This window comes from Bacillus sp. FSL R5-0523 (assembly GCF_037975295.1).
Classification (GTDB): Bacteria; Bacillota; Bacilli; order Bacillales; family Bacillaceae; genus Bacillus; species Bacillus subtilis.
The window spans coordinates 3,786,001-3,807,589 of record NZ_CP150251.1; the positions used below are offsets into that span (position 1 = coordinate 3,786,001).

General features: G+C 44.7%; 21 protein-coding genes, 1 pseudogene and 1 other annotated feature. Of the genes and pseudogenes, 13 read left to right on the forward strand and 9 right to left on the reverse strand.

The genetic code is table 11. The features are described from left to right. Positions 1-6: 6 nt before the first annotated feature. Positions 7-912 carry a LysR family transcriptional regulator gene (locus NYE53_RS19380; RefSeq protein WP_003227377.1) on the reverse strand — a complete coding sequence of 302 codons (906 nt, stop codon included), beginning with the start codon at positions 910-912 and terminating at the stop codon, positions 7-9. Between the two features lie 105 nt (positions 913-1,017). Between NYE53_RS19380 and NYE53_RS19385 the strand changes: the two genes are divergently transcribed. From NYE53_RS19385 to NYE53_RS19400, 4 genes are all read left to right on the forward strand, one after another. Then, a complete protein-coding gene (locus NYE53_RS19385; RefSeq protein ID WP_003227375.1) occupies positions 1,018-1,404 on the forward strand; it encodes a CidA/LrgA family holin-like protein in 387 nt (128 codons plus the stop codon). Further along, positions 1,386-2,063, forward strand: coding sequence for a CidB/LrgB family autolysis modulator (locus tag NYE53_RS19390; RefSeq protein ID WP_003227371.1), 678 nt, complete (start codon positions 1,386-1,388; stop codon positions 2,061-2,063). The genes NYE53_RS19385 and NYE53_RS19390 overlap by 19 nt, the downstream gene beginning before the upstream one ends. Positions 2,064-2,166: 103 nt before the next feature. Next, entirely contained in the window at positions 2,167-3,369 is a 1,203-nt protein-coding gene (locus tag NYE53_RS19395; protein ID WP_339246297.1) for a major facilitator superfamily domain-containing protein 6, read from the forward strand. Between the two features lie 33 nt (positions 3,370-3,402). Continuing rightward, complete coding sequence (locus NYE53_RS19400) at positions 3,403-3,600, forward strand: YwbE family protein (protein WP_160832011.1); 198 nt, start codon at positions 3,403-3,405, stop codon at positions 3,598-3,600. A gap of 34 nt (positions 3,601-3,634) precedes the next feature. Here the strand turns inward: NYE53_RS19400 and NYE53_RS19405 are convergent, their stop codons facing one another. Further along, the gene (locus NYE53_RS19405; RefSeq protein WP_015385005.1) at positions 3,635-4,822 is read right to left on the reverse strand and encodes a class I SAM-dependent rRNA methyltransferase; all 1,188 of its coding nucleotides are present in this window, start codon (positions 4,820-4,822) and stop codon (positions 3,635-3,637) included. Between the two features lie 120 nt (positions 4,823-4,942). Here NYE53_RS19405 and glxA point away from each other — a divergent pair, with 120 nt between their 5' ends. Next, positions 4,943-5,323 (forward strand): glyoxalase GlxA, encoded by a 381-nt coding sequence (gene glxA, locus NYE53_RS19410; protein WP_339246303.1) that lies wholly within the window; start codon positions 4,943-4,945, stop codon positions 5,321-5,323. A 236-nt stretch (positions 5,324-5,559) separates the two neighbouring features. On the opposite strand, the gene NYE53_RS19415 is transcribed toward glxA, so the two are convergent. Both NYE53_RS19415 and celB read right to left on the reverse strand, forming a co-directional pair. Continuing rightward, complete coding sequence (locus NYE53_RS19415; protein ID WP_339246306.1) at positions 5,560-6,237, reverse strand: DUF2711 domain-containing protein; 678 nt, start codon at positions 6,235-6,237, stop codon at positions 5,560-5,562. 78 nt (positions 6,238-6,315) lie between these two features. After that, positions 6,316-7,651: pseudogene (gene celB / locus NYE53_RS19420) on the reverse strand (PTS cellobiose transporter subunit IIC). Between the two features lie 226 nt (positions 7,652-7,877). Here celB and epr point away from each other — a divergent pair. From epr to sacY, 3 genes are all read left to right on the forward strand, one after another. Continuing rightward, entirely contained in the window at positions 7,878-9,815 is a 1,938-nt protein-coding gene (gene epr / locus NYE53_RS19425; protein ID WP_339246309.1) for a minor protease Epr, read from the forward strand. Positions 9,816-10,241: 426 nt separating this feature from the next. After that, complete coding sequence (gene sacX, locus NYE53_RS19430) at positions 10,242-11,621, forward strand: SacY negative regulator SacX (protein ID WP_003243800.1); 1,380 nt, start codon at positions 10,242-10,244, stop codon at positions 11,619-11,621. Between the two features lie 53 nt (positions 11,622-11,674). Next, positions 11,675-12,517 carry a transcription antiterminator SacY gene (sacY, locus tag NYE53_RS19435; RefSeq protein WP_100505966.1) on the forward strand — a complete coding sequence of 281 codons (843 nt, stop codon included), beginning with the start codon at positions 11,675-11,677 and terminating at the stop codon, positions 12,515-12,517. Between the two features lie 51 nt (positions 12,518-12,568). Here sacY and NYE53_RS19440 read toward each other — a convergent pair whose 3' ends face one another. After that, complete coding sequence (locus NYE53_RS19440) at positions 12,569-13,429, reverse strand: glycosyltransferase family 8 protein (protein ID WP_339246315.1); 861 nt, start codon at positions 13,427-13,429, stop codon at positions 12,569-12,571. A 109-nt stretch (positions 13,430-13,538) separates the two neighbouring features. Then, positions 13,539-14,252 (reverse strand): TIGR02206 family membrane protein, encoded by a 714-nt coding sequence (locus NYE53_RS19445; RefSeq protein WP_339246318.1) that lies wholly within the window; start codon positions 14,250-14,252, stop codon positions 13,539-13,541. Positions 14,253-14,402: 150 nt separating this feature from the next. Between NYE53_RS19445 and ywaE the strand changes: the two genes are divergently transcribed. The 3 genes from ywaE (at position 14,403) to ywaD (ending at position 17,931) form a co-directional block, all read left to right on the forward strand. Next, positions 14,403-14,918 (forward strand): tyrZ transcriptional regulator YwaE, encoded by a 516-nt coding sequence (gene ywaE / locus NYE53_RS19450; protein WP_003227345.1) that lies wholly within the window; start codon positions 14,403-14,405, stop codon positions 14,916-14,918. Continuing rightward, positions 14,913-15,127: a binding site (T-box leader), on the forward strand. It overlaps the preceding gene by 6 nt. Positions 15,128-15,166: 39 nt before the next feature. Continuing rightward, positions 15,167-16,408: a tyrosine--tRNA ligase gene (gene tyrS, locus NYE53_RS19455; RefSeq protein ID WP_339246322.1), complete on the forward strand. Its 1,242-nt coding sequence runs from the start codon at positions 15,167-15,169 to the stop codon at positions 16,406-16,408. Positions 16,409-16,563: 155 nt separating this feature from the next. Next, entirely contained in the window at positions 16,564-17,931 is a 1,368-nt protein-coding gene (gene ywaD, locus NYE53_RS19460; protein ID WP_339246324.1) for an aminopeptidase YwaD, read from the forward strand. 29 nt (positions 17,932-17,960) lie between these two features. On the opposite strand, the gene ywaC is transcribed toward ywaD, so the two are convergent. Further along, on the reverse strand, positions 17,961-18,593 hold the full coding sequence (ywaC, locus tag NYE53_RS19465; protein ID WP_003244564.1) for a GTP pyrophosphokinase YwaC: 633 nt from the start codon (positions 18,591-18,593) through the stop codon (positions 17,961-17,963). A 209-nt stretch (positions 18,594-18,802) separates the two neighbouring features. Between ywaC and NYE53_RS19470 the strand changes: the two genes are divergently transcribed. After that, positions 18,803-19,992 (forward strand): IS3 family transposase gene (locus tag NYE53_RS19470; RefSeq protein WP_339245518.1). Its coding sequence is split into 2 segments (ribosomal slippage): positions 18,803-19,103 and positions 19,103-19,992, totalling 1,191 coding nucleotides; the frame shifts between segments, so codons are not numbered across the junction. A gap of 55 nt (positions 19,993-20,047) precedes the next feature. Here the strand turns inward: NYE53_RS19470 and NYE53_RS19475 are convergent. Next, a complete protein-coding gene (locus NYE53_RS19475; protein ID WP_015250916.1) occupies positions 20,048-20,983 on the reverse strand; it encodes a 1,4-dihydroxy-2-naphthoate polyprenyltransferase in 936 nt (311 codons plus the stop codon). 162 nt (positions 20,984-21,145) lie between these two features. Further along, entirely contained in the window at positions 21,146-21,280 is a 135-nt protein-coding gene (locus tag NYE53_RS19480) for a hypothetical protein (RefSeq protein ID WP_021480955.1), read from the reverse strand. A gap of 149 nt (positions 21,281-21,429) precedes the next feature. Here NYE53_RS19480 and NYE53_RS19485 point away from each other — a divergent pair, with 149 nt between their 5' ends. Continuing rightward, on the forward strand, positions 21,430-21,579 hold the full coding sequence (locus tag NYE53_RS19485; protein WP_003227330.1) for a teichoic acid D-Ala incorporation-associated protein DltX: 150 nt from the start codon (positions 21,430-21,432) through the stop codon (positions 21,577-21,579). The last annotated feature ends 10 nt before the right edge of the window (positions 21,580-21,589 follow it).

Consider the following 21,589-nt stretch of genomic DNA (forward strand, 5'->3'; position numbering starts at 1 on the left):
TTTGCATCATCCTTTACTATCTTTTTTCGGGTCCCATAAATACGATTTCGTATGTTCGAGCCAAGCTCTGGCGGCAAACGACAAGTACCGGTCCTTTCTCCAAATAATGGCGAGGTGCCAAGGGATGACCGGATCGACAAGCGGAATGACTTTCACTTTTTCCGGGTCAAGGCCGCGGCAGATCCGTTCCGGCAAAAGCCCGATCCCAAGGTTTGCTGATACCATCTCACTGATAAAATCCCATTGTGATGTTTCATAAATGATATGGGGCCGGAACCCAGCCTTGATACATTCCGTCATAATTCGGTTGTGCAGGACAAAATCCTCTCTGAAGAAAATAAAAGGCTCGTCCTTCAACTCACGCAGCTGACATTCTTTCTCATCAGCCAGCCGGTGGGAAGGGTGAACGACAAGCATTAAGGTTTCTTTTACGATTGTAAACGAATGAAAGATATCTTCGTTTGCGGGAAGGACCACAACGCCGATATCAAGAGAGCCGTCCCCGACACCTTCTTGGACTTTTATAGAACCGTCTTCGACTAGCTGAAAGGTGACATTCGGATAGTTTTCACGGAAATCGCCGAGCACTCTCGGGAAAAACCCCGATCCGATCATCGGCGGCAGTCCAATCCGTACGTGCCCTTTCTTGACTTCCATAATATCATTTAATTCTGACGTCAGGTTTTGAAATGATTTAATGATTTCCTGCGCCTGCACATACATGCTATGGCCGGCATCAGTCAGTTCTACCTGCCTTCCGTTTCGGTAAAACAGTTCAATTCCGAGCTCTTCTTCTAAATTTTTGATCATTTTTGATATCGTCGGCTGAGAAACATAAAGGGATTGGGAAGCCTTCGTAAAACTTTTTAAACGGGCGACTTCCAAGAAATATGTTAAATGGCGGATATCCATGTGCTTCACCCTTTCTATAGACAAAAGGAATACTTCTTATTCTTAATATATATTTTACCTATAGCGAGACCTTATGTACAATAAGTATATAAGGGAGGCATCAATATGAAAAAACTGTTGCTAACCGTTATTCAAATCGCTCTGTTATTTATATTTGCTCGGCTGATTAATTGGGTGACAGCCCTTCTTCATATAAATATTCCCGGCAGTATAATAGGGATTGTGATTCTTTTCACATTATTGCACTTTAACATTATCAAGCTTGAATGGATCGAGCTTGGTGCAGCGTGGCTTCTCGGGGAGCTGCTTTTATTTTTTATCCCGTCTGCCGTCGGAGTGATTGAATACGGAGACATTATGTCGAAATTTGGTGTCAGCATTCTGCTTGTTGTCATCATCAGCACGTTTGTCGTGATGGTGTCTACAGGAACGCTTACACAACTCATTGCAAAGAGAAAGGAGAAAAAGCATACGTGTTCATCGGAATTGTAAGTTTGTTTTTAACGGTTTTGGTGTATTTAGGAGCAAAAAAGGTATATCAACGCTTTCCGCGTGTTTATACGTCGCCGCTATTGGTGACGCCCGCTGTGTTAGTCGGTCTGCTGCTGCTGGTGAATGTCCCGTACGAGTCCTATAATCTCGGCGGCGGATTGCTGACCGATATGCTACAGCCGGCCACCGTGGCATTCGCGATCCCGCTATATAAATATTTCCCTGTTTTAAAGAAATACGCAGTGGAAATTATTTTGAATGTGGCCGTCGGTTCATGCATCGCGATTATTTCTACCGCTCTTATTGCGAAATGGCTTCACCTCGGCACCGGCTTAATTGACAGCCTCGTCCCAAGATCAGTGACAACGCCGATCGCGATGAACGTATCTGAAATGATCGGCGGTATGCCTGCCGTCACAGCCGTGTTTGTGATTTTAACCGCTTTGCTCGGCACAGTGATCGGCCCGATGGTCATCCGTTATTTCCGCATTGATAACGAAATTGCGCGGGGCGTGCTGCTCGGCACAAGCGCACACGGAGCGGGAACGTCTAAAGCATTTGAGCTCAGCTCTGTGTCCGGTACGATTTCCAGTGTGTCGATGATCTTAGCTGCGATTATGACGCTTTGCGCGGCGCCGTTTTTACTTTCATTTATGTAAAAAACTGTCCTCTCGAGGACAGTTTTTTTTATGTGCTTCCCCTTATTGAAAAGCTGGCGAATTCCAATATAATGTATTTGTGGATACCAAAGGAGGCACCCTGATGCACAACTTGCAGGTGAGGCGGCATTACGCCGCGTTAAAAGGATTTTATTTGTTTGCTTTTCTCGGTACGGGCAGCATAATTCCCTTACTCAGTATGTATTTAACGAAGGAACAGCATTTAAGCGGATCACAGGTCGGCTTGATCATGTCGCTGGGCCCGATTGTGATGATTTTCTTTCAGCCGTTTTGGGGCATGCTGAGCGACTATACGCAAAAAACGAAAGGCCTGCTGGCGGTTTGCACATCAATCACAGGCATCATTGGATTAGCCTATATTGCATTTGACAGTTTCCCTCTGTTTATTTTGATTGCGGCCTGTTTTGCAGCCTTTCAAAGCACGATTATTCCACTTTCGGACAGCATTTCACTAAGGTACACACAAGAAACAAACGGCAACTACGGCGGAATCCGCCTGTTTGGTTCTCTCGGCTTCGGTGTCGCGGTGTTTGCCATGGGACAGGTGACGAACCAGCTGTACCCCATTCACGTAATCTTTATCTTTGGCTGTGCCTTTCTATGCATTGCTGCCATATTGGCTTCACAAATGCCCGGCCAGCAGAAAACAACAACAAAGGTCAATATCCGCAAAGGATTCCGGGAGCTTATCAGCAACAAAACTTTCCTCATCTTTATGATCATCACCTTTACGACATTTGCTCCAAACTTAGCGAACAATACGTATTTCAGTCTTTTTCTGGACAAAAGCGGCGCGTCACTTTCCGCTATCGGCATTTTATTTTTCATTGGTGTCATTTCAGAAATTCCATTTATGCGATTTGCCCAAACATTTATAGATAAAATGGGGCTGCTCAACGTCATTATGCTGTCAGGCGGAGTCTCATTATTCAGGTGGGCACTCTATTTCACGGCGCCTTCATTATGGATCATTTATGCGACAGTCTTTCTTCAGGGAGTGGCCATCGGTTTATTTATCCCGGCGGCGCTTCAATATGTGAAAAAGATTACCCCAAGACACGTTGAAGCGACGGCACTGACCATGTACGCCGCCATTGGCAACGGGTTCGGCAACTGGTTCTGCACATTTGCAGGCGGGTACATTTTTGACTACGTGTCGATCTTCGCAGTCTACTTGCTTTTTGGCATTCTGAGCATAGCAGGCTTTGGCCTGACATTATATTTAATGAAGGCTGAAAAAAACAAACATACACTTCATCAGCCGGCTGTTACTTTTAAACAATAATGACTATAATGAACAAAAGAAAGGATGTGCGTTATGAACGGGCAAGAGCGAAACAGCATTTCGAAAGGGTTGCAGGTTGATATTGTATTGAAAGAAGATCAAAAAACAGGAAAACTGACGAGAGGGACAGTGAAGGATATTTTGACGAAATCAAACTTTCATCCGCATGGCATTAAGGTCCGTCTTGAAGATGGCCGCATCGGCCGCGTCCAGCAGATCATTTCTACATAAAAAAAAGCTGCCCCTGAACAGGGCAGCTTTTTCATTATTTTTTCTGCAGAAGGACCACTTTCAGGTAGTTGCCTTCCGGAAATGCCGAAATCGTTTTGAAATCCTCCGGCAGCGTAAATTCCTCAATGATGGTGTAGCGTTCGTTTGTTTCTTTAAATGCGGCATCGATAAAGCCTTTGAATTTCTTCATGCCAAAGGCGCTGCTGTTTGTAGAGGCAACAATGACACCCTTATCAGCAGTGATGGCGATCGTTTCCTTCAGCAGGTTTTTATAATCCTTGGCCGCGCTGAAGGTGCGTTTTTTTGTGCGCGCAAAGGAAGGCGGATCGAGAATAATCAGATCAAAGCGCAAATCCTTTTTTGCAGCATATGAAAAATAGTTAAAAACGTCCATCACTTTAATGTCGTGCGCTTCGTAATCCAGCTTGTTCACGCTGAATTGCTCGATCGTTTTGGCCAGGCTTCGATTTGCCACGTCGACGCTTGTTGTTTTCTCTGCTCCGCCAAGCGCCGCTGCCACGGAGAATGCACCCGTATAAGAAAACGTATTTAAAACTGTTTTCCCTTTTGCATAGCGGTCTCTGATCGCCTTGCGCACATGTCTCTGATCCAAAAAGATGCCCGTCATGGCGCCTTCATTCAGATCCACCGCGTATTGAATGCCATTCTCTTGGATGATGATCGGGAACTCGCCCCTTCTCCCTTTCACGAAGTCATCATCTTCAACGTATTGTCCAGCCGTGTCGAAGCGTTTCTTCTCGTAAATCGCTTTATAATCAAGATCCATCTCATCCAATGCGGAAATCAGCATGTCTTTAAAGGTGTAAATTCCCTTGCTGTACCATTGAATCAGCAGGTAGCCGTCATAATAGTCGATGGTGACGCCGCCGACACCGTCACCCTCACCGTTGAACAGGCGGAAAGCTGTTGTATCTTGAGCCTCAAATAGTTTGGCGCGCGCTTGGGCCGCTTTTGTTAATTTGGTGAGAAAAAATGCCTGGTCAACCTGTTCATGTTTATTGCGGGTAAGCGTCCAGCCGACCCCTTTGTTTTGCAGGCCATAATAGCCCCGCGCGAGAAACTCTCCGCTCTCAGACACGATATCAACGAGGTCTCCTTCTTTCATGTGCCCCGCACTCCCTGCGAGAGCTTCTTTTTCAATAAGGGGATAGCCTTTTTTGATTTTGGCAGCGTGTGCTTTTTTTAGGGTGAGTAGCTTCATATATGTCGTCCTCTTTCCGTTTGCTTTCTCTTATCGTACCACAAAACGCCAAGATGTCTGCATTGACAGAAAGGAAAGGTTTTTCTACGATAGACAAAAAGAGTTACGAGGAGGAGCAGCATGGCAAAACGAATTGACCATACAGGCATCATGGTAAGAGATATCAACGCGTCCATCACATTTTATGCAGAGGTACTCGGCATGAAATTGAAGGATCGCATCACTCACACGAACGGTGTAATCGAGCTTGCATTTCTTGGCTTTGAAGACGGCCCGGAAACAGAAATTGAACTGATTCAAGGCTACAGCAGCGAGCTTCCCGCTGAAGGAAAAGTGCACCACATTGCCCTGCTGACTGATGACATCGCGGCTGAATATACAAAAGCGGAAAAAATGAACGCGAAATTTATCGACGAGGAGATCACAACACTTCCAAACGGATACCGTTATTTCTATATCGAAGGTCCTGACGGTGAGTGGATTGAGTTCTTTCAGCGATAAAAATAAAGAACGTACATTTGTGATGTACGTTTAGATTGTTGATAAAATCATAAAATGGTTTTCATTTTATGATTTTGTCATCTATTCAGCGTGATTGAAAACCCTTGAAGTCTAGGAAGGACGAGCATCGGAGCACAGCGAATGTTCTAATTCGTGAGCACCGACGCGCAGGCCTGACAACGAATGCGAGGGTTTGTCGACACGCTGAACGTACATTTTGTGATGTACGTTCTTTTTTATCTATACCAACTGATATACGTCGACTCATCGCAAACCATCGCTTCCCAGCCCATACGCTGAACCAGGTCATTGATGTTTTTATCTTTTGCTAAAAAGACATTAATGAATGAGTCATATACACTCATAAACACAAAGTCCATTTTCTCATCAGTCAAAACGAGCTCTGCTGCGGCTTCATCAAGAACCGTCCGCAAGTTGGCCTCAGTTATGTCCAAAACGCCGCGATTTTCCACAATCGGTTCTGCGTAATAAAACCGATTGGATCCGTTCGCACCTAACACCTTTACCAAACTCGGAATATGAAAATTTGAAATATGATCCTCGCTGGGATAATAGAGGTCTCCATTTATGTTTTCATGTAACACCTCAGCCAAATCCTCTCTCGCGAACTCGTCCCTTAAAGCGCCTATCGACGTCATTAAAGCCAGCGCCAGCTCAGCATGTGTTTGAAAGCCGCAAGAAGACATAACCTTCTTCCAGGAAACAGCCTTGCCTTTTCCTCTTATTTCATCATCGTTTGGATAAATATGCTCATAATCATGTTTTCTTTTTGCTTTCTCCCATCCTTCAGGCATTTGGATAAAAGGAGAAAGGATAAGAGCGGCAGATGAGTATTCAACTGGTACTTGTTGTAAGATCGGTGATTCGTCATCTAACCATATATAATCTAGCATGCGCACCTCCTTTACATATTCTAACATTCCCTTTCAATTGAAAGAAGATGATCAGCCCTATGACAGGCTGATCATCTATCACATCACATTTTTATCCCCCAGATTCAACCGCACTCTCTTCCCGCCATTTTTGATGATCCCATATTCTGAAAAACGGATAGTAGATGGCACAGGTGATCAGCAGATTCACCAGCTGCATAACGGCTCCCGACACCTTTCCGCCTGTCGCCAGGTAACCTGATATGAGTGGCGGCATCGTCCATGGCACCGCGATTCCGGCCGGTCTTGCCACCAGCCCGGTGCTCATGCCGATATAAGTCGCGGTAATCGTGAGGAGCGGTGCGATGATAAATGGGACAATAAGGAGCGGATTCATGACAATCGGCATGCCGAAAATGATCGGCTCGTTGATATTAAATAGCGCAGGGCCGATTCCTAATCGTCCAAGCTGCTTCATTTGTTTGCTCCGGGAGCGCACAAGCATCGTCAACACAAGCGCCAGCGTCGCCCCGCTCCCGCCGACATTGATCCAAATTTGAAAGAACTGAGTCGTAAAAATACTCGGCAGCGCCTCGCCCGCTTGGAAGGCAAGACGGTTGGCATCCATCGCGCCATACCAAATCGGCGCCATGATTCCGCCAATGATGGAAGCCCCGTGAATCCCGCACGACCAAAGCAGCATCTGCACAAATTCAGCGATCAGGCTTCCGCCGAGACTGCCGCCAAGGATGGAAAGCGGTGTGCCAAGCAGGTCTCCTACGACATTGTGCAGACTCTGAAAAGGTGTCATTTCAATCAGAAGGCGCGCCAGCCACACAAGAAACACAATGATAAAGCCGGGAATCAGCGCGACAAACGATTTGCTTACCGCAGGCGGCACACCGTCTGGCATTTTGAAGACGATATTTTTTTGAATAATGTACCGATAGATTTCGGTTGAAAACAAGGCGATCAGCATGGCGACAAATAAGCCCTTGCTGCCGAGCAGCGTGATCGGGATTCCGCCCCCTACCATGATGGACTCCGTTGAGCCATGCGGTGTAAACGGCACCTCAAACGGCGTTGCCAGCAGAAATGCGGCAATTGAAATCGCTCCGGCAGAAAGGGCATCGACACCATAGCTTTCTGCCAGCCGATAGGCGATCCCAAAAGCGGCAATCATCGCCATAATATCAAACGATGCGTTAACAGGATATCCGAGCTTATCAGCCCACTCGTTCCCAAACACACTCGCCATGAAATCAGCATACCCCGGAATCGGCAGGCTCGTTAAAATCAAGAAGACAGACCCGATAATAATCAGCGGCATGGTCAGGATAATTCCGTCACGCAAAGCGCTGAGATGCCGCTGCCCGGCAATTTTCCCGGCGACAGGCATTATTTTTTCCTCCATCACCCGAGTGAATGTGCTCATCTTAAAAGCCCCCTTTTCTCATTGCTTTGTGAACAACCTCCGCAATGTTTTCTTTATCTTATTTTGAAAACGCTTACAAATTCATTTGGAAAATTTCCTCTTCATGCGGAAAAAATCTGTATTTTGCTAAACAACCCTGCCCATGAAAAATTTTTTCCTTCTTACTATTAATCTCCTTTTTTTCTCCGATATATATATCAAACATCATAGAGTAAGGAGATGAATCATGAAAAACATGTCTTGCAAACTTGTTGTATCAGTCACTCTGTTTTTCAGTTTTCTCGCCATAGGCCCTCTCGCTCATGCGCAAAACAGCAGCGAGAAAGAGGTCATTGTGGTTTATAAAAACAAGGCCGGAAAGGAAACCATCCTGGACAGCGATGCTGATGTTGAAAAGCAGTATAAGCATCTTCCCGCAGTAGCGGTCACAGCAGATCAGGAGACAGTAAAAGAATTAAAGCAGGATCCTGATATTTTGTATGTAGAAAACAACGTATCATTTACCGCAGCAGACAGCACGGATTTCAAAGTGCTGGCAGACGGCACTGACACCTCTGACAACTTTGAGCAATGGAACCTTGAGCCCATTCAGGTGAAGCAGGCTTGGAAGGCAGGACTGACAGGAAAGAATATCAAAATTGCCGTCATTGACAGCGGGATCTCCCCCCACGATGACCTGTCGATTGCCGGCGGGTATTCAGCTGTCAGTTATACCTCTTCTTACAAAGATGATAACGGCCACGGAACACATGTCGCAGGGATTATCGGAGCCAAGCATAACGGCTACGGAATTGACGGCATCGCACCGGAAGCACAAATATACGCGGTTAAAGCGCTTGATCAGAACGGCTCGGGGGATCTTCAAAGTCTTCTCCAAGGAATTGACTGGTCGATCGCAAACGGGATGGACATCGTCAATATGAGCCTTGGCACGACGTCAGACAGCAAAATCCTTCATGACGCCGTGAACAAAGCATATGAACAAGGCGTTCTGCTTGTTGCCGCAAGCGGTAACGACGGAAACGGCAAGCCAGTGAATTATCCGGCGGCATACAGCAGTGTCGTTGCGGTTTCAGCAACAAACGAAAAGAATCAGCTTGCCTCCTTTTCAACAACTGGAGATGAAGTTGAATTTTCAGCACCGGGGACAAACATCACAAGCACTTACTTAAACCAGTATTATGCAACAGGAAGCGGAACATCCCAAGCGACACCGCACGCCGCAGCCATGTTTGCCTTGTTAAAACAGCGTGATCCTGCCGAGACAAACGTCCAGCTTCGCGAGGAAATGCGGAAAAACATCGTTGATCTTGGTACCGCAGGCCGCGATCAGCAATTTGGCTACGGCTTAATCCAATATAAAGCACAGGCAACAGATTCAGCGTACGCGGCAGCAGAGCAAGCTGTGAAAAAAGCGGAACAAACAAAAGCACAAACCGATATCAACAAAGCGCGAGAACTCGTTAGCCAGCTGCCGGGCTCCGACGCCAAAACTGCCCTGCAAAAAAGACTGGATAAAGTACAGTCATACAGAAATGTAAAAGATGCGAAAGACAAAGTCGCAAAGGCAGAAAAATATAAAACACAGCAAACCGTTGCTACAGCACAAACTGCCATCAACAAGCTGCCGAACGGAACAGACAAAAAGAACCTTCAAAAACGCTTAGACCAAGTAAAACGCTACATCGCGTCAAAGCAAGCGAAAGACAAAGTTGCGAAAGCGGAAAAAAGCAAAAAGAAAACAGATGTGGACAGCGCACAATCAGCAATTGGCAAGCTGCCTGCAAGTTCAGAAAAAACGTCCCTGCAGAAACGCCTTAACAAAGTGAAGAGCACCAATTTGAAGACGGCACAGCAATCCGTATCTGCGGCTGAAAAGAAATCAACTGATGCAAATGCGGCAAAAGCACAATCAGCCGTCAATCAGCTTCAAGCAGGCAAGGACAAAACGGCATTGCAAAAACGGTTAGACAAAGTGAAGAAAAAGGTGGCGGCGGCTGAAGCAAAAAAAGTCGAAACTGCCAAGGCAAAAGTGAAGAAAGCGGAAAAAGACAAAACAAAGAAATCGAAGACATCCGCTCAGTCTGCAGTGAATCAATTAAAAGCATCCAATGAAAAAACAAAGCTGCAAAAACGGCTGAACGCCGTCAAACCGAAAAAATAACCAAAAACCTTTAAGACTTGCATTCCAGGTCTTAAAGGTTTTTTACATTCTAAGAACATCGCACACAACCTTTTTCCCATCCATTACACAGGCTTTTCATACTATTGCTATAGAGCCATGAACAGCATAAAATGAACGTTATTACAGTTATCACCACATATGGCGGGATTGTGACTGGGCAGGCAGGCAAGACCCAATGATGCAAAGGGAGTATTAGTGCCTAAAAAGCAGGGCATTTTAACTCTTCTTTTCGTGTTGGACTCATAACGGCGCCTTGGACAACCCCTATTCTCATGCTCCGTCGTCGACGCGGGCATTTTTGTCATTTTCAGCCGGTATTTCTCACTTTTTTCATTTTGATTGTCAACTTTTCATTTGATACGATGAACAAGCCGACTTTTCTTCAGCAAAGGAGGTTTTGATTGCTTGCATAAAGAGATTGCAAAAGAATTACTGTTGCTCGCAGGAGGAAAAAACAATATTATCAGCATCAGCCATTGTACGACCCGTCTTCGTTTTGATGTAAAGGACGAGACGAAAATTGATATACATGCCATTGAGAACCTGCAAGGTGTGCAGGGCACCTTTTTCCGCTATGGGCTTTTCCAGATTATCTTCGGAGCAGGCGTCGTCAACAAAATATATAAAGAAGTCGTTCATGTATGGGAGACCGCGCCTTCTGAAGAGCCTGTCCACCAGAAAAAAGCCAGCCGGAAGCTGAACCCTGCCGCAGCTTTTGCGAAAACACTGTCCGATATTTTTGTGCCGATTATTCCGGCAATAACAGCAAGCGGCCTGCTCATGGGGCTGATCGGCATGATTAAGGTGTTTCATTGGTTCGCTGCCGGCAGCCCATGGATTAAAATGCTCGACCTCGTGTCCAGCACAGCCTTTATTTTACTGCCGATTTTAGTCGGCTTCAGTGCTGCACGGCAATTTGGCAGCAACCCATACCTAGGGGCAGTGATTGCAGGGCTTTTGACGCATCCTGATTTGCTGGACCCGTCTATGCTCGGCAGCAAAACCCCGTCTTCTTTAGATATATGGGGGCTTCATATCCCGATGATGGGCTATCAGGGTTCCATGATACCGATTCTTCTCTCTGTTTTTGTCATGAGCAAAATTGAGAAGCTATTAAAATCGATTGTGCCGAAGTCGCTTGATGTCGTGATCATTCCCTTTATCACGGTCATGGTGACAGGGTGCCTCGCGCTGATTGTGATGAATCCCGCCGCGTCCATCATCGGCCAGATCATGACACAATCGATCGTCTATATCTATGATCACGCCGGCATTGCCGCCGGAGCGCTTTTCGGCGGCATCTACTCCACCATCGTCCTATCTGGATTGCATCATAGCTTTTATGCAATTGAGGCAACGCTGCTTGCTAATCCGCATGTCGGTGTCAACTTTTTAGTGCCGATATGGTCGATGGCGAATGTGGCCCAAGGCGGAGCGGGGCTTGCGGTATTCCTCAAAACGAAACAATCAAGCCTGAAGAAAATTGCGCTCCCCGCTTCTCTGACCGCGTTTTTAGGCATTGTTGAGCCGATTGTATTCGGGGTAAATCTCAAATTGATCCGTCCCTTTATCGGAGCAGCCATCGGCGGTGCTATTGGCGGAGCATACGTGGTTGCGGTACAAGTTGTGGCAAATTCCTACGGACTGACAGGCATTCCGATGATTTCAATTGTGCTGCCGTTTGGCGCCGCGAATTTTGTTCATTATATGATCGGTTTCTTGATCGCAGCCGTCTCTGCTTTTATAGCTACATTGTTTCTCGGGTTTAAAGAAGAGACAGAATAACTGGATTTATTCGTTTTCATTCATAAAACGGGGGATGAAAGGACAAAAAAGCTATGAAAATTAAAAGAATCTTAAATCATAATGCTATCGTCGTAAAGGATCAAAATGAAGAGAAGATTCTCTTGGGTGCAGGAATTGCGTTTAACAAAAAGAAGAATGATATTGTCGATCCGTCAAAAATAGAAAAAACCTTTATCAGAAAAGATACACCTGACTATAAGCAGTTCGAAGAGATTTTAGAAACATTGCCTGAAGACCACATTCAGATTTCTGAGCAAATTATCTCTCATGCCGAAAAAGAGCTGAACATCAAAATCAACGAGCGCATTCATGTCGCTTTTTCAGACCATCTTTCTTTTGCGATTGAACGCCTGAGCAATGGGATGGTTATCAAAAATCCGCTGCTGAATGAAATCAAAGTCCTTTATCCAAAGGAGTTCCAGATCGGCTTATGGGCCAGAACACTGATTAAAGATAAACTGGGGATTCTGATTCCTGATGATGAAATCGGCAATATCGCCATGCATATCCACACAGCAAGAAACAATGCCGGCGATATGACACAAACGCTTGATATTACAACAATGATCCGTGATATTATCGAGATTATCGAAATTCAACTGTCTATTAATATCGTTGAAGATACCATCTCTTATGAACGGCTCGTGACCCATCTCCGCTTTGCCATTCAGCATATCAAAGCAGGCGAATCCATTTACGAGCTGGACGCAGAAATGATCGACATCATTAAAGAGAAGTTTAAGGATGCCTTCCTGTGTGCCCTAAGCATCGGCACCTTTGTGAAGAAGGAATACGGCTTTGAGTTTCCTGAAAAAGAATTGTGCTACATCGCCATGCATATTCAGCGGTTCTACCAACGGTCAGTCGCACGCTGAGGCAAATAAAAAACGCTTTTGATCATCTCAAAAGCGTTTTTTTTATCTGATTTATTGGTTGATCGCCGGATTCCGAATCGTATTCCACTTCGTATAGGACATGTAATGGAAATACTCATCGCGATACGGATGTTTCGTATTGGAGTTCCAAGGCTTTTCTCCGCCGCAGAAGTGCACGATTGCCGGGTTTTCTCTCGTTTCATTATATTGCTTCCGCCCTAACAGAGTCGGTGGGGTTTTCAGCTTTAACATGATATAGGTTTGAGCGTTCCAGCGCGGATGAAGTTCATACCACTGATCATACAAGATCGCATTCAGTGCATCTTGGTCATGCAGCACAAGAAAGTCTTCGTCTGGGTGTTCATTGATAAAGTTGATGACTTTTTCTGTGATGTTTTGCTTTCTCCAGGAGTCAAAATCAATAATCATGATGCCTGAGTTAAAATACTTCCCTGTATCAGTGACGTTCATTTCTTTCAGGCGTTCATGTTGCCCCGCATCCTCAACAGCGGCTACGGTGTATGGCGCAATGTCTAAGTCCCATAGCTTAGAAATATCCTCTAGGACAAGCGCATCACAATCGATGTAAATCATTCGTTTGATGCTTTCATCCTTAATTAAGTCGGGAATCGAAATGCGGTAATACGCGGCTTTTGTAATATGGCTGCTCTCTACCGCATGTTCATACATGTTGGTATCCACTTCTAAAAACTCAATCGGCACTCCGAATTTCAAAGTGGTTTCTTCCAGTCTTTTTTTGTTATCAGGCTTAATTCCGCCATCAATGACGTATAATTTTGCCTCTCTCTCCTGATCCATGTTAGTCAATAAAGAAACGAACATCCCACCTAAATGACGAGCATAATTATCATCTGCGCATGATACGATATGCATGATTTCATCTTTCCTCAATGGTATTCATCTCCCTTTTTGTTGTACAAGTTACATACCCTTTTTCAAAAAAATAAACACGTTCTCCGACATTTTTTTAAACAGAATGTGTGATACAACAAAAAAGGTGTCATTTTTTGAAGATGCGATAAAGCCAATAAAGAATGAAAAAGCTTGCGATTGTGATGGCTTCAGCCGAGACGATATACCACGGCCATGGCCCGAGAACATCTAAGAGAGAGGATCCGCCCGGTTTTTTCGTCAAATACATATAATTCGCGCCAAGCCAGCGATCAATCAGAAAAATACAGACGCCGTACACATTAACAAGCAGGACTGTCACCCATAATGAGCGCTGGCCCATTCTGTAGGTGCCAATCACAGCGATCAGCAGACAGGATAAAAACACAGATCCGTGAGAAATAAAAAAGAGGATATATCGGATATGAGGAAATGAAAACATACCGAGGTCAGGAGTGGCAAGAGCCTGAATCGAACTGCCGATGCCGACAAAAAACAAAAATACAAACAGCTTTCTGCTTTTTGTCACTAACATAATAGCTGACAAATACACCGACAGGTCACTAAGCTGGAGAGGCAATGAAGTGCGCACCGACCACCTGCCCGTGGCGACCATCCATATTTGATAGCCGATTTGCGAACCAAGTAAAAGAAACACAAACAGAGAACGCAAAAACCGGCGGGCCCTCGGCTGCTTGACCTCATCTTTGAACAAAAACAACAGAATGGCCAAAAGGGCGATAATCGCTAACGTCACTACATGCTCTGTCGAAAACAGATGAAACGGATCATGCTTATAGACGGATTGAACATATTTTTGCAAAACTGCACCCCCGTTTGCGGTTTTTTGTTTATTTTGGCGTTGTTTGGGCTTTTTTTATTCAACCGATATATGGGCTTGAAGTTCACATCAGACTCTGTTACAATTCGTTTCATAGCTAATGATTCTGATAATTTAAGGCAGGCCTAAAAAATGGAACGTTCACATCAACATCAGCAGCTTCGGAAGGAAGAACACGATACACTTTCTAAGCTCAAACAAATGCCCGTCGAGTCACTCAACCTAGAAGCCATTTCGATCGCTACGAATCTGTATCGGTCTGCACAAAGGCTCCGTGTCAAAATGGAGACTGAGGTTCTTTCTTCCTATAACCTTTCTTGGACCGCTTTCTCCATTCTTTATGATCTATGGGTATGGGGAGCGCTCGAAACGAGAAAAATCGCTGAGCTGTCAGGGATATCTACAGCTACAGCAAGCAACGTGATCAAAACGCTCGAAAAAAAGAGTTTTTGCCGTAAAAGCATCGACACAAGAGATCGGCGACTCGTGTTTGTCTCAATCACCGATTCCGGCAAACAAGCGATCGAAGAACTCTACCCGGAGTTTCACAAAGGGGAAACAGAGCTCATTGCGGGAATGACGAAGGACGAACAGAAAATATTGACAGGGCTGCTTAGAAAGGTAGCTGACAATCTTCATACAACATAAGCTTTAACGGGAATCCAGTAGCGGTTTGTCTCCCTGTTTCAGAGAGCCGGCGGAAGGTGCGAGCCGGCACACAGCAAACGTGAATTACCTCCCCGAGCTTTCTTTGTGAACCTTAAAAGTAGCAAAGAACGGGAAACCGTTATTCGAATGAGCGGAAGACGATGTCTTCAACCAGGGTGGTACCGCGTGCATTGAGCCACGTCCCTTATCGGGATGGGCTCTTTTTGTGTTTGTAAAAAGGAGGAAGAATGATGAAAACATTTGAGCAGCTCACAGCAGCACAGCAAAAAGAGGTAGAAAGACAGCTACAGCTATACATGACAGGCGCCCACGAAGTCATACCGCCGGAGGAATTAAAGGCAAAGCTCGTGAAATCAATTTCCACGGGCACGCCGCTTAAAATTAAGCTCGGATTAGATCCGTCTGCACCGGATGTACATTTGGGCCATACGGTTGTGTTAAATAAGCTTTGCCAATTTCAAGAAAACGGCCACATTGTCCAGCTGTTAATTGGGGATTTCACAGGAAAAATCGGGGATCCGACCGGAAAATCGGCAGCCAGAAAGCAACTGACTGATGAAGAAGTTCAGCACAATGCCAAAACCTACTTTGAGCAATTCGGAAAAGTGCTTGATCCAGAAAAAGTCGAGCTTCACTATAACTCAAAATGGCTGAAAACATTGAATCTGGAAGATGTCATTGAATTAGCAGGGAAAATAACGGTATCCCGCCTGATGGAGCGCGACGACTTTGAAGAACGCATCGCCATGCAAAAACCAATCTCACTGCATGAATTCTTTTACCCATTGATGCAGGGATATGATTCTGTCGTTCTCGAAAGTGATATTGAATTAGGCGGAACGGATCAGCATTTCAATGTCCTCATGGGACGGCATTTCCAAGAACGATACAACAAAGAAAAACAAGTCGTCATCCTGATGCCGCTCTTGGAAGGCTTGGATGGCGTCGAGAAAATGTCGAAGTCGAAACACAACTACATTGGCATTAACGAACATCCAAACGACATGTACGGAAAAACGATGTCACTGCCCGACAGCCTGATGAAAAAATACATCCATTTGGCTACAGACTTAGAGCTTGAAGAGAAAAAACAGCTCGTGAAAGACTTAGAAACCGGCGCCGTTCATCCGCGTGATGCCAAAATGCTTTTAGCCAAAACAATCGTCCGAATGTATCACGGAGAGAAAGCAGCAGAAGCTGCCGAACACTCGTTTAAAACAGTCTTTCAGGAAAACAGCCTGCCGGAAGATATACCGGCCGTAAACTGGAAAGGCGAAAAAACGATAGCGATGATTGATCTGCTCGTCAAGCTGGAACTCCTCTCTTCGAAGAGCGAGGCGCGCCGCATGATTCAAAACGGCGGTGTCCGCATCGACGGAGAGAAAATAACAGATGTTCACGCCAAAGCAGAGATAAGAGAGAATATGATCATCCAAGTCGGCAAACGCAAGTTTTTAAAGCTCCAATAGTTTGATATTCCGAAACGCTTATGCCCCTTCATTCATAAGCGTTTTTTTGCAGGTATAAAGCACTGTCTTTTCAAAAACGCTCTCCATCTTGCAGGAAACTCCTTTAGCATCCCGAAATATTCCCCAACCATACATTTAGGGGAGGTTTATTTTTGATGAAAAAGCTTTTGACTGTCATGACGATGGCTGTTTTAACTGCCGGCACACTGCTCTTGCCGGCACAGAGTGTCACCCCTGCCGCGCACGCTGTACAAATATCAAATAGCGAGCGCGAGCTTCCATTCAAAGCAAAGCATGCGTACTCTACCATTTCTCAGCTAAGTGAAGCAATCGGCCCCAGAATAGCCGGAACTGCATCTGAAAAAAAGAGTGCCCTATTGATCGCCTCATCCTTGAGAAAATTAAAGCTTGATGTGAAGGTTCAACGATTCAACATTCCTGACCGACTTGAGGGAACACTGTCTTCAGCAGGACGCGATATTCTTCTCCAAGCGGCGTCCGGTTCAGCTCCGACTGAAGAACAAGGGCTGACGGCCCCGCTTTACAATGCGGGATTGGGCTATCAAAAGGACTTTACCGCTGACGCCAAGGGCAAAATCGCCTTAATTTCCAGAGGAGACCTGACTTATTACGAGAAAGCCAAAAATGCCGAAGCCGCCGGAGCGAAAGCTGTCATCATTTATAACAACAAAGAAAGCCTCGTGCCTATGACGCCAAACCTGTCGGGAAATAAAGTCGGCATTCCGGTCGTCGGCATTAAGAAAGAAGACGGCGAAGCACTTACCCAGCAAAAAGAAGCCACCTTAAAACTAAAAGCATTCACAAACCAAACCTCTCAGAACATCATCGGAATTAAAAAACCAAAGAACATCAAACATCCAGACATTGTGTACGTGACGGCCCATTACGACAGTGTTCCTTTTTCACCCGGAGCAAATGACAACGGCTCAGGAACCTCTGTTATGCTGGAGATGGCGCGTGTCTTAAAAAGCGTTCCATCTGATAAAGAAATCCGCTTTATCGCTTTCGGCGCCGAAGAGCTCGGCCTGCTCGGCTCCTCTCACTATGTAGATCATCTATCGGAAAAAGAGCTGAAACGAAGCGAAGTGAACTTCAACTTAGATATGGTAGGCACAAGCTGGGAAAAAGCGTCTGAGCTGTATGTCAACACATTGGATGGCCAATCTAACTATGTTTGGGAATCCAGCCGTACGGCTGCTGAAAAAATTGGGTTTGACAGCCTGTCTCTGACACAGGGAGGATCATCTGATCATGTGCCATTCCACGAAGCCGGCATTGATTCCGCCAACTTTATTTGGGGAGACCCGGAAACAGAAGAAGTTGAGCCGTGGTATCATACCCCTGAAGACTCGATCGAACATATCAGCAAAGAACGCCTCCAGCAAGCAGGCGATCTTGTGACAGCCGCAGTCTATGAGGCTGTGAAAAAAGAGAAGAAACCGAAAACCATTAAGAAACAAATGAAGACGAAAGCATCTGACATTTTTGAAGATATCAAATAAAAAAAGACGGCACTTGGGTGCCGTCTTTTCTAATCCACTTCTTTCTTAATCCCCAGCATTTTCTCATCTAGGTAATGGGCAATCTCCGCGGCTTCTTTCAGCTCATCTGTTAATTGCTTAGGAACGTCATTGTTCAATTTATAATAAATTTTATGTTCAAGGCTCGCCCAGAAATCCATCGCGATTGTCCGGATTTGAATTTCTGCTTTGACGTATTCCACACGGTTCGTTAAATTCACAGGCATCTCAATGATTAAATGCAGGCTTCGATAGCCATTCGGTTTGGGTGTCTGGATATAATCCTTTACCTTTACGATTCTCAAATCTTCATGCTGCTTCAACACATTCACGACATTATAAATGTCAGAAATAAAGGAACAGATGATGCGCACGCCGGCAATGTCGTGAATATGCTCCTTCATTTCCTTCGTCGTAATCTCACAGCCCTTTCTCATTAACTTATTCACGATGCTTTCAAAGCTTTTGACACGGGATTTTGTATGTTCAATCGGGTTGTGTCCGTGAATGAGGTTATATTCCTGGCTGATAATTGAAAACTTTGTATCAAGCGCATCTAGCGCAAATTTATAAACTAATAATTCATTTTTCCAATCTTCCATTACTGTTTTTAAATCGTCCATATGTGTTACAGATAAATCCATGTTCGTCATCTCCTTTAACGGAACTTTATCCGCTGTCCATGTACTAGACGTCCCTGTCTGCTGCAAGGTTCTATGAATTTTTTTACAAAATGCGGTCGATTGTAACAAAAAAAGACCGCACGAAACTGATATTATCCCCTCTAAGTAGACAGTGTAAAAAGCCCGCTTTTCAAAAGTGGCTGTTACACTATACGTGGAGGGGATTTTTTATGGCGAGAAAAGGGCAACACTTTCAAAACTATACGAAAGAATTTAAGATGAAAGCTGTCAAAATGTACGAGGAAGGAAACAAAAGCTATAACACGTTAGCTGAAGAATTAGGGCTTCGAAGTTCAACCCAGCTCAAAAATTGGGTGAAAACATATCGGGAAGGCAAGTCTTTTGATGATCAAAGGGGAAAAGATACAAAGTCAGACAATCCTTTTATTGGACGCCCTAAAACAACGTTTAAAAGTGTTGAGGAAGAACGAGATTATTTAAAGGCACAGGTCGAATACCTAAAAAAGCGCTATCCAAATCTGCATGGGGAGGACGGATTTTGAAGGCAGCACGATTTGAAGCTGTTCACGAATTGAAGGACCGTTATCCGATTACGTGGCTGGTATGTATCGCCAAAGTGTCACGGTCAGGGTACTATAAATGGCGCAAGGCTCAAAGGTTTCGAATGGCAAGGCAACAGAGAGATCAGATCATAAAAGAGCACATCATGGCGATTCATCATTCACGCCCTTTCTATGGCTATCCTCGGATTACTGTCGCTTTAAAGAAAGAAGGTTTCTGCGTCAACCATAAGCGTGTTTACAGATTGATGAGAGAGATGAACATCCACTCGATTATTCGAAAAAAGCGTCGTTATTTTGGAAGAAAGGCATCGGTTGTCCTGCCAAACCGGCTTAACCGAGAATTTCAAACCAATCAGCCTAATCAGTTATATGTAACCGATATTACCTATATTGCTTGCGGACAACGATTCTATTATCTTTCTGCAGTACAAGATCTTTACAACAATGAGGTTGTCGCATGGAAACTGTCAAAGCGAAATGATCTTGAACTGGTGATGAAAACAGTGGAAAGTTTAACAACTCAACGGGATGTCCAAGGGGCCATTCTCCACTCTGATCAAGGATTCCAATACACAACAAAAGCATATCAAAAGCGACTTGAAACCGTTGGTTTGAAGGGCAGCCATTCCCGTAAGGGAAACTGCCTGGATAACGCCTGTATCGAATCATTTTTCTCGCACCTCAAAACAGAGAATACATACTTTTCTTCATGCCAAACTGAAAAAGAGCTCCACAAAAGCATTAAAGATTACATCCAGTTCTATAATCACGAACGATTCCAGAAAAAATTAAACCAGTGTGCTCCGGTAGAATACCGTAACACACTGGTTGCTTAGGCTTTTTATGGCTGTCTACTTGACAGGGGTAAGACCAAACGAGCGGTCTTTTTTATTATCGGAAGTAGCTGATCAATAATCCGATCGAGAGCAGGAATCCGAAAAATGTATTTGTTTGGGCTGTTGATTTCATTGCGACAATCATATTCATCGGCATTTCTTTTTGGACGAAGCCCTTCACTGCCTGAACCGGCTTAGGCACGCTTAAAAAGACGACAAACAGCCATGGGCTTGCGGCACCGGTAATAACCAAGCCGACAACCCAGATATAAGCGACGGCAAACGACGCAGCTAACAGAGTAACAGCTCCCTTATGCCCCATCAAAATCGCCAATGTTTTGCGTCCGCCTTTTTTGTCCTCTTCAATATCACGAATGTTGTTCGACAGGTTAATCGCGCCGACAAGAATCGCAATCGGGATGGAAATCAAAATGCTTTGCGTGTTGATCATATCTGTCTGAATGAAAAACGAAATCAGCACAAACACCGAACCCATGCAAATGCCTGAGAATAATTCACCGAACGGCGTGTACGCAATCGGCAGCGGCCCGCCTGTATACAGGTAGCCGATCGCCATGCCGACAAGGCCGATCAGCGCAAGCCACCAGCTGCTGCTTGCACAAATATAGACACCGAGCAAAATGGCAATCCCGTATGAGGCCAGAGCTAATTGCAAAATCGTTTTAGGCTTCATTCCGTGGCGTACAATGGCCCCTCCGATTCCGACTGATTCTGCTGTATCTAACCCGCGTTTAAAATCATAGTATTCATTAAATAAGTTCGTCGCGATCTGGATCCATAGGCAAGAAAACAGCATAGCCAAAAACAGCAGCAGATCAACCTTCACATAAAACATCGCCAAAACGGTTCCGAGCAGCACAGGCACAAACGATGCGGTTAACGTATGAGGACGGGTTAACTGCCAAAGGATCTGCCCCATGCTTTCTTTTTGCGGCGCTGTCTGACCCTCACCCTTATTTGTTTGGTTCATCTTCCTCTTCCTTTCTATTAAAAGGCTTACTTTTTTTCAGCCGGCAGCTTAATAAAAAACTCCTTTTGCTTCCTTATCTATCATAATGACTTCTCCCTTATTTCACAAGATACCGCAAGAAGGCGTTTTCTTTCTTATTATACGCTTCTCGCCCTGATTTCATTAGGTTTCTGCTTTCACTTGAACGAACAGGTACAGAAAAATTTTTTTAAGTACATTACACTTTTTAAAAGTTAAAAAGATCTTTTGACTCCAGCTATCTTTTCCTTTATTATGAATCAGCTCGAAACATTCCATTCTTGCCCTTGCAGGTATAAAGATTCATTTTCAAAAACATACGCCGATATATTAATTTGAGGGAGATTAGGGAAAAAATGAAACTTTTTGAGCATCTGATCGTCAAATAATCATGTGATTGTCGAAAAAACGGGAAGGGAATTTTTGATATGCTGCAATTAATGAAACAGCTGTATGAAAAACCCGCTGTCAAGTGGACATGTCATACAGGCTTTTATTTGATGATACTGCTTGTTTTGTTTTTTATGTATGGTTTTCACACCGCGAATACCGGTTCATATATTTATAACGATTTCTAATTGGAGAGAG

What these genes read in the sequence shown, in the direction of transcription:
- NYE53_RS19380 (WP_003227377.1), bottom strand. Translation starts at nt 912, where the DNA reads ATGGATATCCGCCATTTAACATATTTCTTGGAAGTCGCCCGTTTAAAA.
- NYE53_RS19385 (WP_003227375.1), top strand. Translation starts at nt 1,018, where the DNA reads ATGAAAAAACTGTTGCTAACCGTTATTCAAATCGCTCTGTTATTTATA.
- NYE53_RS19395 (WP_339246297.1), top strand. Translation starts at nt 2,167, where the DNA reads ATGCACAACTTGCAGGTGAGGCGGCATTACGCCGCGTTAAAAGGATTT.
- NYE53_RS19400 (WP_160832011.1), top strand. Translation starts at nt 3,403, where the DNA reads ATGAACGGGCAAGAGCGAAACAGCATTTCGAAAGGGTTGCAGGTTGAT.
- NYE53_RS19405 (WP_015385005.1), bottom strand. Translation starts at nt 4,822, where the DNA reads ATGAAGCTACTCACCCTAAAAAAAGCACACGCTGCCAAAATCAAAAAA.
- glxA (WP_339246303.1), top strand. Translation starts at nt 4,943, where the DNA reads ATGGCAAAACGAATTGACCATACAGGCATCATGGTAAGAGATATCAAC.
- NYE53_RS19415 (WP_339246306.1), bottom strand. Translation starts at nt 6,237, where the DNA reads ATGCTAGATTATATATGGTTAGATGACGAATCACCGATCTTACAACAA.
- epr (WP_339246309.1), top strand. Translation starts at nt 7,878, where the DNA reads ATGAAAAACATGTCTTGCAAACTTGTTGTATCAGTCACTCTGTTTTTC.
- sacY (WP_100505966.1), top strand. Translation starts at nt 11,675, where the DNA reads ATGAAAATTAAAAGAATCTTAAATCATAATGCTATCGTCGTAAAGGAT.
- ywaE (WP_003227345.1), top strand. Translation starts at nt 14,403, where the DNA reads ATGGAACGTTCACATCAACATCAGCAGCTTCGGAAGGAAGAACACGAT.
- tyrS (WP_339246322.1), top strand. Translation starts at nt 15,167, where the DNA reads ATGATGAAAACATTTGAGCAGCTCACAGCAGCACAGCAAAAAGAGGTA.
- ywaD (WP_339246324.1), top strand. Translation starts at nt 16,564, where the DNA reads ATGAAAAAGCTTTTGACTGTCATGACGATGGCTGTTTTAACTGCCGGC.
- ywaC (WP_003244564.1), bottom strand. Translation starts at nt 18,593, where the DNA reads ATGGATTTATCTGTAACACATATGGACGATTTAAAAACAGTAATGGAA.
- NYE53_RS19475 (WP_015250916.1), bottom strand. Translation starts at nt 20,983, where the DNA reads ATGAACCAAACAAATAAGGGTGAGGGTCAGACAGCGCCGCAAAAAGAA.
- NYE53_RS19480 (WP_021480955.1), bottom strand. Translation starts at nt 21,280, where the DNA reads ATGGAATGTTTCGAGCTGATTCATAATAAAGGAAAAGATAGCTGGAGT.
- NYE53_RS19485 (WP_003227330.1), top strand. Translation starts at nt 21,430, where the DNA reads ATGCTGCAATTAATGAAACAGCTGTATGAAAAACCCGCTGTCAAGTGG.